The sequence below is a fragment of the Sphingobacterium sp. UGAL515B_05 genome (assembly GCF_033097525.1).
Classification (GTDB): Bacteria; Bacteroidota; Bacteroidia; order Sphingobacteriales; family Sphingobacteriaceae; genus Sphingobacterium.
The window spans coordinates 2,694,498-2,708,555 of sequence record NZ_CP109907.1 but is presented as its reverse complement, the minus strand read 5'-3'; the positions used below and the strand labels follow the sequence as shown (position 1 = coordinate 2,708,555).

At 42.0% G+C, this 14,058-nt stretch carries 11 protein-coding genes; 7 read left to right on the top strand and 4 right to left on the bottom strand.

What is annotated here, in order from left to right; translation table 11 throughout:
• Positions 1–53: 53 nt before the first annotated feature.
• A complete protein-coding gene (locus OK025_RS10835; protein ID WP_317669468.1) occupies positions 54–1,223 on the top strand; it encodes a glycosyltransferase family 4 protein in 1,170 nt (389 codons plus the stop codon).
• On the top strand, positions 1,220–1,549 hold the full coding sequence (locus OK025_RS10830; RefSeq protein WP_317669467.1) for a metal-sulfur cluster assembly factor: 330 nt from the start codon (positions 1,220–1,222) through the stop codon (positions 1,547–1,549). Before OK025_RS10835 ends, OK025_RS10830 begins: the two co-directional genes overlap by 4 nt.
• A gap of 101 nt (positions 1,550–1,650) precedes the next feature.
• On the opposite strand, the gene OK025_RS10825 is transcribed toward OK025_RS10830, so the two are convergent.
• Both OK025_RS10825 and OK025_RS10820 read right to left on the bottom strand, forming a co-directional pair.
• Positions 1,651–2,892 (bottom strand): cation:proton antiporter, encoded by a 1,242-nt coding sequence (locus OK025_RS10825; protein WP_317669466.1) that lies wholly within the window; start codon positions 2,890–2,892, stop codon positions 1,651–1,653.
• Positions 2,893–2,895: 3 nt separating this feature from the next.
• Positions 2,896–3,375: a cation:proton antiporter regulatory subunit gene (locus OK025_RS10820; RefSeq protein WP_046672804.1), complete on the bottom strand. Its 480-nt coding sequence runs from the start codon at positions 3,373–3,375 to the stop codon at positions 2,896–2,898.
• Between the two features lie 523 nt (positions 3,376–3,898).
• Here OK025_RS10820 and OK025_RS10815 point away from each other — a divergent pair.
• On the top strand, positions 3,899–6,928 hold the full coding sequence (locus OK025_RS10815) for a TonB-dependent receptor (protein WP_317669465.1): 3,030 nt from the start codon (positions 3,899–3,901) through the stop codon (positions 6,926–6,928).
• Positions 6,929–6,941: 13 nt separating this feature from the next.
• On the top strand, positions 6,942–8,564 hold the full coding sequence (locus OK025_RS10810) for a RagB/SusD family nutrient uptake outer membrane protein (RefSeq protein ID WP_317669464.1): 1,623 nt from the start codon (positions 6,942–6,944) through the stop codon (positions 8,562–8,564).
• Positions 8,565–8,612: 48 nt separating this feature from the next.
• Here the strand turns inward: OK025_RS10810 and OK025_RS10805 are convergent, their stop codons facing one another.
• The gene (locus OK025_RS10805) at positions 8,613–9,395 is read right to left on the bottom strand and encodes an MBL fold metallo-hydrolase (protein WP_317669770.1); all 783 of its coding nucleotides are present in this window, start codon (positions 9,393–9,395) and stop codon (positions 8,613–8,615) included.
• A 114-nt stretch (positions 9,396–9,509) separates the two neighbouring features.
• Between OK025_RS10805 and recJ the strand changes: the two genes are divergently transcribed.
• From recJ to OK025_RS10790, 3 genes are all read left to right on the top strand, one after another.
• Positions 9,510–11,210, top strand: a complete 1,701-nt coding sequence (gene recJ / locus OK025_RS10800) for a single-stranded-DNA-specific exonuclease RecJ (RefSeq protein WP_317669463.1) — start codon at positions 9,510–9,512, stop codon at positions 11,208–11,210.
• Between the two features lie 156 nt (positions 11,211–11,366).
• On the top strand, positions 11,367–12,101 hold the full coding sequence (gene lptB / locus OK025_RS10795; RefSeq protein WP_028072074.1) for an LPS export ABC transporter ATP-binding protein: 735 nt from the start codon (positions 11,367–11,369) through the stop codon (positions 12,099–12,101).
• 22 nt (positions 12,102–12,123) lie between these two features.
• Positions 12,124–13,638: a GH3 auxin-responsive promoter family protein gene (locus OK025_RS10790; RefSeq protein WP_317669462.1), complete on the top strand. Its 1,515-nt coding sequence runs from the start codon at positions 12,124–12,126 to the stop codon at positions 13,636–13,638.
• A gap of 190 nt (positions 13,639–13,828) precedes the next feature.
• Here the strand turns inward: OK025_RS10790 and OK025_RS10785 are convergent, their stop codons facing one another.
• A complete protein-coding gene (locus tag OK025_RS10785) occupies positions 13,829–13,987 on the bottom strand; it encodes a hypothetical protein (protein WP_157698580.1) in 159 nt (52 codons plus the stop codon).
• Positions 13,988–14,058 lie beyond the last annotated feature (71 nt).

Below are 14,058 nucleotides of genomic sequence, written 5' to 3'. Positions count from 1 at the left end.
GTCCCCTTAAAGGAAGTCCCCCCAAAATTGTACATTTGTATAAGTCTTTTATTATGCGCATACTGATTATCCATACATTTTATCAAGATCCTGGTGGTGAAGACACTGTATTCCAGCAGGAATCATCCCTCCTAGCACAAGGACATGAAGTTCAAACGCTAACCTTTCAAAACGAAAAGGGCTGGCAAGGTGCATTACAGACAATAGGATCTTTTTGGAATATTTGCGCTGCTCAACGTGTCAAAAAAATAATTCAGACGTTTAAACCAGACATTGTTCACGTTCACAACACCCATTATGCAGCAGGACCGATTATCGTGCGTACGATTGCAAAACTCGGCATCCCCCAGGTCATGACCTTGCATAACTTCCGTTTGCTATGCCCTTCAGCTACGCTTTACCATCACAACCATCTCTTTCTGGACTCCCTTCAAGAGGAGTTTCCTTGGACGGCCATTCGGCAAAAGGCATTCAATAATTCCACAGTCAAAACATTTCTTCTGGCTTTGAATTATTGGTTTCACCGTAAAATTGGGACTTGGGAAAAGGTTAATCGCTACATTAATTTAAGTTCCTTTGCGAAAAAAATATTTGTAGAATCGACTTTGCGTCTTTCACCCAGTAAATTTGCGGTTAAACCAAACTTTGTCTTCCCTGCCACAATAGGCCCGCAAGTTACACAGCCCTACTTCATTTACGTTGGTCGTCTTTCGGAAGAAAAAGGGATATTGAATCTGATCGATGCTTTAATCGGAACAGATTTTCAACTACAGCTAATTGGTGGCGGTCCGCTCGAAGAGGAGGTCCTGAGAAGAATTAAAGATCAGCCGAACATTTCCTACCTCGGCTTTAAAAAGAGGTCCGAAATACTTCCCTTGGTAGCCAAAGCACAGGCACTACTCGTACCATCGATTTGTTTTGAAGGTATGCCGATCACGATTCTTGAGGCTTATTCAGTCGGAACAGCTGTGCTCTGCTCAAACCTAGGGCCACTACCCGAACTGATCATTCCGGGCAAAACAGGACAGATATTCGATCCCCACGACAAAAACGATATCATCCGCTGTTTGACAACGTGGAGTGCCGAAACACCAGATGAAAAAGATGAGATAAGAAAGACCTGCAATGCATACTATTTTCGTAATTTTACTCCTGAAATAAATAAAGAACAATTACTAGCGATCTATCAGGGCGCTATTCACGATAAAAAACTGAATAAATGAGTATCATCGTATTAGATAAACTGGGTTTAGCACCACAAATCCAGGCGGTACTGGAAACGATTTATGATCCTGAACTGAAACCCGCAAATATTGTGGATTTGGGACTTGTCTACGAAATCATTACAAAGGAAGAGGGCATTGCAAAGATCGTGATGACACTGACTGCTCCCGGCTGTCCGGTGGCTGGTGAGATCATGAATGAAGTTCAGGAAAAAGTTGCGGCCGTAGAAGGTATAAAAGAGGCATTGGTCGAATTGACATTTGATCCACCCTGGACCAAAGACATGATGTCTGAAGAAGCAAAGCTAGAATTAGGATTTTTGTAAAATTCAATAGCTCATACAAGCAAAGGAGGATCCTACAGTACTATAGGATCCTCCTTTGCTTGTGAGCACTCATTTAAGAGCAACTCTATCATCCAGAAGTGCTAAGTGGTCTGATTATTTTCTAAATCGCTCAACTTTTTCAAAGGCTTTGCACTATTGGCATCTGCACCGAAAAGTAATTTCCACAGATTACGTGACTCTTTGGTCAATAGTGGAGATACAATGGAAAGAATAAGTACATACACAACCACAAAGGATTGAATAACGGGTAATAAAGCCCCTGCTTTACCAATATTTGCCATGATAATGGAAAATTCTCCCCGCGCAGACAGGGTAAAGCCGATATCAAAAGAAGTTTTGGGTTTCATACCCGAAAATTTAGCTGCAAAATATCCCGATGCAAGATTCCCCATTACCGTTACCACTGCTGCAATCGAAGCCCAAAATACGGCACCTCCAAGGGACATAATATCAATAGATAATCCGAAACTAAAAAAAAACATCGCTCCAAAAAAGTCCTTATAAGGCAGTACCATCGATTCAATCTTTTTAATGTATTGCGAATCTGCCAACACCAAGCCAGCCATCAATGCCCCAATAGCCTCCGCAACATGGATGGTTTCAGAGAAACCTGCCACAATAAAAAGTAAGGCAAAGATGATCAATATAAATAATTCGGAGGTTTTCTCCTTCAATAAGCGATCAATCGCAGGCACCAGTTTTCTACCCAAAATCAAAAAGGCCAATATAAATCCCAAGGCCAGTAAGGACGTTCCAGCTACCGTCCAAAACGAACTGCTTCCGGTCAGTATCAAGCCTGAAAGGAAAGAGATGTGCATCGCGATAAACAGATCATCGAACATAATCATGCCCATGATGACCTCCGTCTCGGGGTTGGCCGTGCGTTTAAGATCTGTAAGAACCTTTGCAACAATAGCCGTGGAAGAACTTGTCATGATACCGCATAAGACCATCATCTCCTTAAATGGCATATCCATTAGCCATCCGATCAACAAGCCAGAGGTAAAGTTCAATAAAACATAAATTGTCCCGCCTGTGACAATTGCTTTACCGGATTTAATAAGGCGATTGACCGAAAACTCAAGGCCCAGGTAGAACAGCAGGAATAATACGCCCAACCGTCCCATGAAATCTATAAAGGGTTTACTCTCTGTAAATGTTAAATCCACCAGACCAACCTGCGGAGCGTGCTGTCCCAAAACCATTCCTATAATAATGAAAAATGGAATAACAGAAAACTTAAGCTTATTGGCGATTAGGCCAACAATGGCAACAAGTCCTACAGCGATTCCAATTTCCAGAATTAAGGTATGTGATAGCATAAATTACAGTAAAATTTCCTTTAAAAGTTTAATATTATTCTTCTTCCCCGCGATGACAAGGGTTGTACCTGGGCTAATCAAATAAGACGGTCCTGGATTGATAACCGTATCATCATCCCGTATCCCAGCAATAATCGATGCACCTGTACGTTGGCGAACTTCCAGCTCTCCAATTGTCTTTCCGGCCCCTTCATTTTTACCTTCCACTTTGTACCATTCAATACGCAAATCGTCCAAAGCAACTTCAATTGTCTCCAAAGCTTTAGGTTTGTAGGACAAGCCACCGATAATACCCGCAATCTGCCGGGATTCATCATCATTAAGTGTCATAACGCAACGTGACTCGTGCTCCTCGTCATCATAGCGATAAAGTTCCCGTCTGCCATCGTCATGGATAACAACAACCATATTGTCTCCCGCATCGGTTTCAATTTGAAATTTTTTTCCAATTCCAATCAGATCGGACTCTCTTACAATAGACATAATCTTCTATTTAAATAAATACTAATAATATAAGCTTCATAACGTTGTTTACAACAATTACGAAAACAAGCTAAAGGTTCTTTCTAAAAAAAACAAAGACGTTTAGAAAAAACAGCATCAGCCCTTAGCTACTAAAACACAAATTTACCCAAAAAATCAATCTTAAACGAATCCGCTGGTATCTGACGGGATGGGCTACAAAGACCAAATTACCCCAAAATACTAAAAAAAGAACAGAAAAACGACCCTTTTGATCGATATCATCCTTTTTTTCGACGTATGGCATCTTGATGACACAACTGAACAACAATAAAAGCGTTCGACGTATACATGTTATTAACGATCGGAATTCCTCGCCGAAAAAATCAGCTTTAATTCGCTCCAATTTTCATTACAAAGCCCCATTTCTATAACGTTTTCGTAGTTCGTGCAATCGTTTGTTCCAAGAAGCAATAGAATTGTCAACGCTTTATTTCTTTATAATTGCCGCATTAAACACTTACTGAATCTAAATTACACACCTATGGTCAAAAAGAGTCATCTCATCCTGCTGACACCCTTATCAATCTTGTCATTAGCGGCACCTATTTACGGGGTAGCAAATCCACGTAATTTGGTTGCAATATCCAGTCGTTCACCCTTCCAGCAAGTCGTCTCCGGAAAAGTTGTTGATGAAACGGGGAAACCAATAAGCGGTGTTACCGTTTCTGAAAAAGGCAAAGCAGCAGCGACGACAACCAATCAAGACGGTATCTTCTCACTGAACGTCAGTTCAAAAAGTGCCATCCTAACATTTAACTCGATCGGATTTACGGCGAAAGAAGTCTCCGCAGCACAAGCAGCACAAATAACCTTGACAAAATCCGAGGATGTTTTGGATGAAGTTGTGGTCGTAGGTTATGGTAAACAGAAAAAGAGCGATTTGACAGGAAGTATCGCAACAGTGGAAGCAAAATCCCTGGAACGAATAAATTCACCGAATGTTGTCGATAAACTTCAAGGTAAGATTTCCGGTCTGGCGATCAATTCCGGTTCAGCAAAACCTGGCGAAACAGCTTCTATCAATATCCGCGGTGAGAACTCGATCTCGGCGTCCAATGCACCCCTAATTATCCTGGATGGAATCCCTTTTAGTGGTTCCCTAGGCGACATCTCCTCCAATACAATCGCCAGTATTTCGGTATTAAAAGATGCTTCGTCTACTGCAATCTATGGTTCAAGAGCGGCAAATGGTGTCATCCTCATCACATCAAAAAAGGGTGCCGCAGGGAAAGCACGCATCAATTATAACGGCTATTTTGGGGTTCAAAGTGTAGAACGCCGCCTTAAATTGATGAACGGTCCACAGTACATCCAATTTATGCGTGATTACCAGGCTTCGAAAGGAAAAACCGGCGATCAGCTCAACCCAGAAAATTATCTTTTTGCCAACGTATTGGAACAATACAAAAAAGGAGAAGAAGTCAATTGGCAGGACGAAGTATTCAATAGTGGCGCTCCCATTCAGGAACATCAACTCAGTTTTTCAGGTGGAACAGATAAATCCGATTACTATGCATCTGTAAGCTACCTAAATCAAGATGGTGTGGTAAAAAACACGCCCTACGAAAGATATAATGTCAATCTAAACCTCAACCAAAGTTTAAGCTCTTGGTTAAAGCTAGGAATGACCATGCAGGCTTCCCAAGGGAACCGTGACGGCGTACAGCCTAACCTCGAAAGTGTTGTAAAGCTTTCCCCTTACAGTAAAAACCGTGATGCCGATGGCACTGCTGTAACGTACCCGATGTACGCACAGACCTTGTGGGCACACCCTTTCGCAGACGAAAAAGGCCAATGGGATCAGACCAGAAGAACGGTCTATGCGAATACTTGGCTTGATGTGAAACTCCCTATTGAAGGATTAAGTTTCAAAACCACCTTCGGAACCAACTATCGAAATATTAACGAAAACTCCTACTATGGTTCAAATACGGTTACAGGGCGAGGCGTGAATGGTACCGGATCAATTTACAATGAGCATTTCTGGGACTGGACCTGGGAAAATCTCTTGACCTATGACCGCACCTTTGGTGACCACAAGATCAATGTCGTGGGCCTCTATTCTTCCCAGAAAACAAATCTAAAAACTTCTAAAATGAATGGAGACGATTTTGTATCAGATGCCGGATATAACAACATGGCTTCTGCCTCTAAAAATCTTAAGATCGAGTCCAACCTTCAAAATACAGCGATGATTTCCTACATGGGAAGAATCAACTATGCCTTTAAGGATCGCTACCTATTAACCTTAACAGGTCGTTCGGACGGTTATAGCGCATTTTCTGTTAACAACCGATATGCATTTTTCCCATCCGTTGCAGGAGCCTGGGTAGTTTCTAAAGAAGGAAATGTGCAGGACTATTTCGACTTGTTAAAACTTCGTGTTTCTTATGGTAAAAATGGAAATCAGGCCGTATCACCTTATCAAACTTACGACCGCCTGACCAACGTCGATTATATCTATGGTCTTGACCCAGTCAAAGGACTTGTGATGAATTTCAATGGCCGTGGAAGCAATCTAACTTGGGAAACGACAGCTTCATTAAACCTTGGTTTGGATTTTGGGGTTCTCAAAAATAGACTTTCAGGAACGATCGACTACTACTCCTCAAAAACATCCGATCTTTTATTAAGTGAACAGGTCCCTGTCATGAACGGTTACAACACCATTTTGACCAATATCGGTGAAACTTCCAACAAAGGGATAGAAGTTACCTTGAATGCCATACCTGTCAAAAATGACAATTTCCAATGGAATGTAAATACGACCTTTGCCTATAACAACAATAAAATCACCAAACTGCGCGCTGATGGAAAAGATGATTTGACCAATGCCTGGTTAATCGGAAAGCCTATCCGTATTTTCTATGATTATAAAGTCATTGGTGTATGGCAAGAGGGCGACGACATCGCAAACTCCTATCAACCTAAAGCGAAACCTGGCGACGCCAAGTTAGCCGACCTCAACAACGACGGTAAAATCGATGCCAATGACCGTACCATGATGGGGAACAAAATATCACCTTATACACTCGGTATTGGCAATGATTTCACGTACAAAAATTTCTCCCTGTCGTTCTTTATGAATGGGGCATTTGGTGGAACGAAAATAGATGATTTCAAAAACATCGAACGTTTCTTGCCTAACAACGGCGCCAATTATCTCGCTGACATGCCTTACTGGACACCGGAGCGTACAAACACAGATATCCCATCTCCTGGATACACGCCTGTAAATAACCATACGTATTATATCAATTCGTCCTACTGGCGAATTAGGGACTTTAGCTTGGGCTATACCTTTGATGGCGATTTTCTAAAAAGATTGAATCTCTCTTCCATTAAAGCATTTATTAACGCCCGTAACCTCTATACATTCTCCAAAATCAAAGGTTACAACGTAGAGGCATTGAGCGTAAGTTCGACCACAGGTAATCCAACAACGACAAATATTGCCAGTCCTTATCCTGTTGCGAGAACATTCTCATTGGGAGTAAATGTCCAATTCTAAACACATCAAGATCATGAAGAAAAGAAATACAACTTTATATACAATACTAGCTGGCCTAAGCTTACTTTTTACAGGCTGCAGCAAGAACTTCTTAAATGAAGATACCAGCAGCTTTCAGTCACCTGATAATACCTATATTAATACGAAAGGTTTCGAAACTGGCCTAAATGGTTTATACTCTTATGCCCGCATGGAATTCCTGACCTGGAACGGTAGTATCTTTTCCCAGGGAGCAACTCCACAGGAGGCGTTACAGGTCGGAACAGATATCGTCGCTATCAAAACCACAGGTACAGACGCTACATTGGCTCCATTCAGCAATTATACGCTAAATCCAGCTTCGTCTTATGTCCGCAATTATTGGAAATATGCCTACGGATTTATTGGTAATACCAATACCATCCTCGAGGCTTTAAAAAAGGATGGTATCAGCTGGACAGACAAGGACAACGATCCAAAACGTGTGGAAGCAACGGCCCGTTTCTTCCGTGCCTACAGTTATCGCTACTTAGTCAACCTGTACGGCGATGTGCCTTGGGTGGACAAGGTATCCGAAACACCGCGTCGTGATTTCACGCGTACACCGAAAGCTGAGATCTTGACACATATGATTGAAGACCTTAAGTACGCGAGCGAAAACCTGCCCGACAATCCAGGAACAATTCAGGAAGGTAAATTGACGAAATGGGCTGCTTTACACTACCTGGCAGAAGCATATATCGAAGCTGGACAACCTGATTTAGCTGCAGAAGCTGCCAACAAAGTGATTCAAAGTGGCTACTTTAAATTGAATGATCAACGTTTTGGCGCCGAAAAAGATAAACCCGGCGATTATTTCCACGATATGTTTATCGAAAACAATCAAAATCGTGGTTCCGGCAATCAAGAAACGATCTGGGCTATCCAATTGGAATACAATACACAAGGGGGCGGCGACCGCTACACGGATTGGAGTAAACGCGCCTGGGTGCCTTTCTATTCACAACAAAAAGGATTTGCCTTGGCCGACTCACTTGGTGGAAGAGGGCTTGGGCACGTGCGCCCTTATCAATGGTGGCTGGATAGCTATGAAAAACAAGATGTCAGAAATTCATCTTTCAATATCAAACGCGATTGGTATTATAACGATCCTTCCGTCCCTGAACTTTATGGTAAGAAGATCGTACTTACCGACGCGATCAAAGAATCAGGTAATGTATTCCCGACAACAACCAAATTTTTCTACGGAAAGACCGCTGTTGACCCTGCATTTGAAGGAAATATGAAGGACCGTGTGAAAGTACGTTTGGCAGAAACTTACCTGCTATTGGCTGAAGCATACTGGCGCGCCAATAAACCGGCACAAGCTAAAGACGCCATTAATGCTGTCCGTGCCCGTGCAAAGGCATCATTAATCGATGCATCAGCAATCAATGCTGATTTGATTCTCGACGAACGCGCCCGGGAGCTTATTGGTGAGGAAATGCGCCGTATGACCCTTGCCCGCTTTGGTGAGGATATCTTTTTACGCCGCGTGCAAACATTAAATACACAATCAAAAAATGTGGTGAAAAAAGAATTTATTCTTTGGCCTATTCCACAAGAAGTTATAGACAGTAACACTGGTGCAGCCTTCCCACAAAATCCGGGATACTAAACCTTCCAAAAACCTCCATGTCCCTAAAAGGTCATGGAGGTTTTTCCTTTATAACTTTGCGTCAACTAGCTTGTAGGTCCCATCTTCCCGGATCTGACTACGGCCAATGGTTATATTCTTAGAATGATAAAACAAAAAAATCCAGCCTGCTGGCGCGCCTTCTGCCCAATACTCCTGACGCAAGGCTTTGGAGCGCCGACCATCGAAATCATATTTGGCAACATAATTATGGAAAATTTCTTCAGGCTCAGGTAATACATCTCCGCCAAAGAAATAGTGCTGATCATCCGTTTGAATATGAAATGCCTGATGGTGTGCGGTATGTCCACCATTGAGCGCATAGCTGATTTCATCATTTATTTTTCCTTCACCTTCCACCAGTACCAAATTTCCACTGCGTTGAATCACATCAAAAATCTCGGTCCTGTATGAACTGGAGATGCCTGAATAGGCGTCTTCCCATTCGCCACGTTGAACAATATATTCGGCTTCAGGAAATGCGATACGTCCAGTTCCGTTTTCAAATGTGACCATCCCACCGGCATGATCCTTATGAAGGTGGGACATCAGTACATATTTTACATCTTCGGGTCTAAAGCCAGCCTTACGGATATTATGATGCAGCTGTAGCACAGCACTGTCATCGGTATAGCCAAGACCGGTATCACAGAGAACAAGTCCGGCATTCGTTTGGATCAAGAAGGGATGGACATGGATAAACATCGCCCCCGGTCGGTCCTTAGGGTCGTCTAGAAGTGGGTCAAAGGGAATAAATTTTCTACTCTTGTCTACGGAAAAAGAACCTTCATATAAAGAATAAGCCTGCACCATATTTAAAACATTGGGAATATGCACGTTAAGCAACAGCGGACCAATACCGGGTTTAGGAATTAGGTAAGTCCAGCCTTAAAACGTATATTTACACTTAAAATATTGTGCAAAGATATGCAAAAAAGGTGGGTACTAAAATCTAAAACTGATGTCAAAATAACCAACAAACTGCGCGAGGAATTAAACATCAACACTGTATTGGCAGAGTTGCTCGTGAGCAGGGGAATTGAGACTTTTGACGAATCAAAGCAGTTTTTTAGACCTCAATTATCGGATTTGCACGATCCATTTTTGATGCGGGACATGGAGAAAGCCATCACCCGTATTATCCAAGCCATCGGCAACAAAGAAAAAATTCTGATCTATGGAGACTATGATGTGGACGGTACCACAGCGGTAGCTGTTGTTTACAGTTTTTTCAGGGAATTTCATAGCCAGCTGGAGTTTTATATACCAGACCGCTATGCCGAAGGTTATGGCATCTCTACACAAGGCATCGACTATGCCACAGCAAATGGTTTCAGCTTAATTATTGCATTGGACTGCGGTATCAAGGCAGTCGATAAAATAGATTACGCAAATAGCAAAGGAATTGATTTTATCATTGGCGATCACCACCTTCCCGGTGAAGAACTTCCCAAAGCCTATGCCGTATTAGATCCCAAGCGAGCAGACTGTGAATATCCCTATAAAGAACTTTCAGGTTGTGGAATTGGCTTTAAGATCATTCAGGCTTTTATATTGACCAATGGCATGGATATCAATACCTGCTATCAGTTTTTGGATCTTGTGGCCGTGAGTATCGCTTCGGACATTGTTCCGATTACCGGTGAAAATAGAATACTCAGCCACTTTGGCCTTATTAAACTTAATACGAATCCCTGCGTCGGATTAAAGGCACTGATTGACTTATCAAATAATCGAACGAAGATCTTTACAGTTAACGACATTGTGTTCCAGATCGGCCCACGCATTAATGCCGCCGGCAGAATAGACCATGCCAAAGACGCCGTCAAGCTTTTGATTTCCAAATCGCTACAGGAAGCCAAAGACTTCAGTTCGAGCATAGACGATCAAAACAATGTCCGTAAAGACTTTGATCTCAAAATAACAGAAGAAGCGCTGGCACTCATTGAGGACAATGCCCTACTTAAAAGCCGCAAATCCACGGTATTGTATAAAGCCGACTGGCACAAAGGTGTCATTGGTATTGTAGCTTCGCGCCTGACCGAAAAATATTACCGTCCAACGATTATATTGACCGAAACAAATGGTCATATTGCAGGTTCCTGCCGTTCGGTACTGGGTTTTGACTTGTATGAAGCCTTAAGCGAATGCGCCGATCTATTGGAGCAATTTGGTGGTCATAAATATGCTGCCGGACTAACGATGTCCTTAGATAATGTCACCCTATTCCAAGATCGTTTTGAGGAAGTGGTATCGCGACGTATCAGTCCTGAAATGCTGACCCAAGAAATTTTGATCGATGCTAAACTAGCCTTGAAAGATATCGACGCTAAGTTCTTTCGTATTCTCCAGCAGTTTGAACCTTTCGGCCCCCAAAATGAATCTCCTATTTTCCTCAGTAAAAAGGTAAATGCAGTAGGACAAGCTTTTATTGTGGGCACCAATCACCTCAAGATGACCGTTGTTCAAGAAGACTCGCCTTCATTTGACTGTATCGGTTTTGGACTGGCAGAACATATCACACATATCAATTCTGGGCAAAGTTTCGACATCTGTTACAGCATTGAAGAGAATGTGTGGCGCAACAAAAGAAACTTACAACTAAACATCAAAGGGATTAAGTATTAGTATTGCAATAGTAAGAAGATATTAAATATATTTACACAAGATTTGATCAAGGCGTAAAACCCTCATACAGGATTAGATACCAGGCATGAAAGAATGGTGAGGGTTATTAAGTAGTCCTATTGAACAGATACATATAACACAAGACACTCCACGAAGATGATTTTAAAGGCAGAACATCTCATAAAAAAATATAAGCAGCGTACCGTTGTCAACAATGTTTCCTTCCATGTGGAACAAGGAGAGATTGTCGGGTTATTGGGTCCTAATGGGGCGGGAAAAACGACCTCTTTCTACATGATCGTTGGTCTAATCAAACCCAATGAAGGCAAGGTATTCCTCGACGATCAGGAGATTACACAAGATGCGATGTACCAACGTGCCCAACGTGGTATCGGTTACCTCGCTCAGGAAGCATCGGTCTTTCGGAAGCTCTCCGTAGAAAACAACATCCTGGCTGTATTAGAAATCCACTATCCGAATAAAGAAGAACGTTTGGCAAAACTGGAAGAACTACTCACAGAATTCAGCCTGCACCGTGTCCGCAAAAACAGGGGTGATTTGTTATCCGGCGGTGAGCGTCGACGTACCGAAATTGCGCGAGCATTAGCTGCAAATCCATCTTTTATACTTTTGGATGAACCTTTTGCAGGGGTTGACCCAATCGCCGTAGAAGAAATTCAGACGATCGTAGCCAAGCTCAAAACCCGTAATATCGGCATCTTAATTACCGACCACAACGTACAGGAAACCCTATCTATTACGGACAGGGCCTACCTCCTGACCGAAGGAAAGATTATGCTGACGGGTACACCTGAGGAAATTGCAGATAATGAGCTTGCCCGTAAATTTTATCTCGGTCGACATTTTGAATTAAGAAGGAAAAAATTTTAAAGATTAAAGAATCTCTCCCCCTATGGCCTTATTAAACTCCATTTTTACTTGGTTCATGAAAAAAAGAATTCACCAGATTGAACTTTTCATGAAATACCCACACGATGTACAAGAAGAATGGTTTCAGAGTTTAATTGCCACTGCTGAAGCTACGGAATGGGGAAAAAAATACGATTATACAAGTATATTAACGCCCGAAATCTTCAAAGAACGCGTCCCTATACAGGACTATGATGATATCAAGGGCTACGTTGATCGTATGATAAAAGGCGAACAGAATATCCTGTGGCCTTCTGATATCAAATGGTTTGCCAAGTCCTCAGGTACCACATCTGATCGTAGCAAATTTATTCCCGTTAGTGAGGAAGCGCTCGAAGAGTGTCACTTCCAGGGCGGTAAAGATATGCTTACAATTTATTGTCATAATAGACCCGAAAATCGCGTATTTACGGGAAAATCTGTTGTTATTGGTGGTTCTTCCCAAATCAACAATTTCAGTCCGGATTCCTACTACGGCGATCTTTCATCAATCCTCATCCGTAACCTTCCTTTCTGGGCAGAATTTAAGCGAACGCCCAATATGGAGGTTACTTTAAATCCAAACTTTGAAGAGAAAATTGAGCAGATTGCGCAAATTACACTCAAAGAAAACGTAACGAGCCTAGCTGGCGTACCGACCTGGAATATTGTTATGGCCAAGCGTATTCTTGAGATTACAGGCAAAGATAACCTCCTTGAGGTCTGGCCAAACCTAGAGTTTTATGGACATGGTGGTGTGAGTTTTAAACCTTACCGCGAGCAATTCCAACAATTGATCCCTTCGGACAACATGTATTATCTAGAGAATTACAATGCCTCAGAAGGATATTTTGGTTTACAAGATCAATCTGACTCGGAAGATCTTCTGCTTATGCTAGATTATGGTATTTATTACGAATTCTTACCTACTGAACGAATGCATGAAGAAAATCCGTCAACCTTACGTTTGGATCAGGTGGAGCTTGGCAAAAACTACGCATTGATTATCTCTACCAACGCAGGTTTATGGCGATATAAAATCGGTGATACCATAAAATTTACGTCATTATCTCCTTATCGTTTTCAGATCTCCGGACGGACCAAACAATACATTAACACCTTTGGTGAAGAGGTTATTGTTGACAATGCCGAACAGGCATTGGCCGAAGCGAGCAAATTAACACAGGCACGCATAAAAGATTATACGGCAGGGCCGGTATATTTTAAAGATGCTGAAGCCGGGGCACATGAATGGGTAATAGAATTTGAACAACAACCCAACGATTTTAAACGCTTCTGTGAAATATTGGATGCAAAACTCCGTGAAATCAATTCGGATTATGACGCCAAACGTTTTAAGAATATGGCGCTCCGACCACCTATTGTACACAATGCGCCCGAAGATACGTTTTATAAATGGATGAAATCAAGGGGTAAACTTGGGGGACAAAATAAGGTTCCAAGATTGAGCAATAGCCGCGAATATCTCGACCCGCTCTTGAAAATACTCGCCGAATAATACGGCGTACAAACTGAAATATTCCGCACATTGACCGTAATAGGGCGGTCTCCGGCTGGAGATTAGCCAAAATTTTTGGATTCCCTTATTTTGGCTAATCTCGTATTGCTGAATTTTGTTGTTTTAAAGAACCGCTGTGAGTTCGTCTAATTGGTAAGCTCAAGAAAGCTTAGACTATAATGGAGGTTTGTTAAGGTTTAATTGCCGTTTTATATAAAAAAACAAAAAAACCAAGGATAAAATTCATAGAAATACCTTTCTTCTGAACTTCAACTTCACCCTGTAACACTGAGCGATTATCGCCTGATGTTACTTCACTACTTTTGTTAAGACTGTGAGTCAATTCCATACTAAGTTTATTTTTATGATAAGTGATTTTATAGCGTTACTGCGGACCAAAAAGCCCATCTATAGGACCGC

Bases quoted from the DNA above. Each gene is read 5' to 3' on its own strand.
- OK025_RS10835 (WP_317669468.1), top strand. From the start codon at position 54: ATGCGCATACTGATTATCCATACATTTTATCAAGATCCTGGTGGTGAA.
- OK025_RS10830 (WP_317669467.1), top strand. From the start codon at position 1,220: ATGAGTATCATCGTATTAGATAAACTGGGTTTAGCACCACAAATCCAG.
- OK025_RS10825 (WP_317669466.1), bottom strand. From the start codon at position 2,892: ATGCTATCACATACCTTAATTCTGGAAATTGGAATCGCTGTAGGACTT.
- OK025_RS10820 (WP_046672804.1), bottom strand. From the start codon at position 3,375: ATGTCTATTGTAAGAGAGTCCGATCTGATTGGAATTGGAAAAAAATTT.
- OK025_RS10815 (WP_317669465.1), top strand. From the start codon at position 3,899: ATGGTCAAAAAGAGTCATCTCATCCTGCTGACACCCTTATCAATCTTG.
- OK025_RS10810 (WP_317669464.1), top strand. From the start codon at position 6,942: ATGAAGAAAAGAAATACAACTTTATATACAATACTAGCTGGCCTAAGC.
- OK025_RS10805 (WP_317669770.1), bottom strand. From the start codon at position 9,395: ATGGTGCAGGCTTATTCTTTATATGAAGGTTCTTTTTCCGTAGACAAG.
- recJ (WP_317669463.1), top strand. From the start codon at position 9,510: ATGCAAAAAAGGTGGGTACTAAAATCTAAAACTGATGTCAAAATAACC.
- lptB (WP_028072074.1), top strand. From the start codon at position 11,367: ATGATTTTAAAGGCAGAACATCTCATAAAAAAATATAAGCAGCGTACC.
- OK025_RS10790 (WP_317669462.1), top strand. From the start codon at position 12,124: ATGGCCTTATTAAACTCCATTTTTACTTGGTTCATGAAAAAAAGAATT.
- OK025_RS10785 (WP_157698580.1), bottom strand. From the start codon at position 13,987: ATGGAATTGACTCACAGTCTTAACAAAAGTAGTGAAGTAACATCAGGC.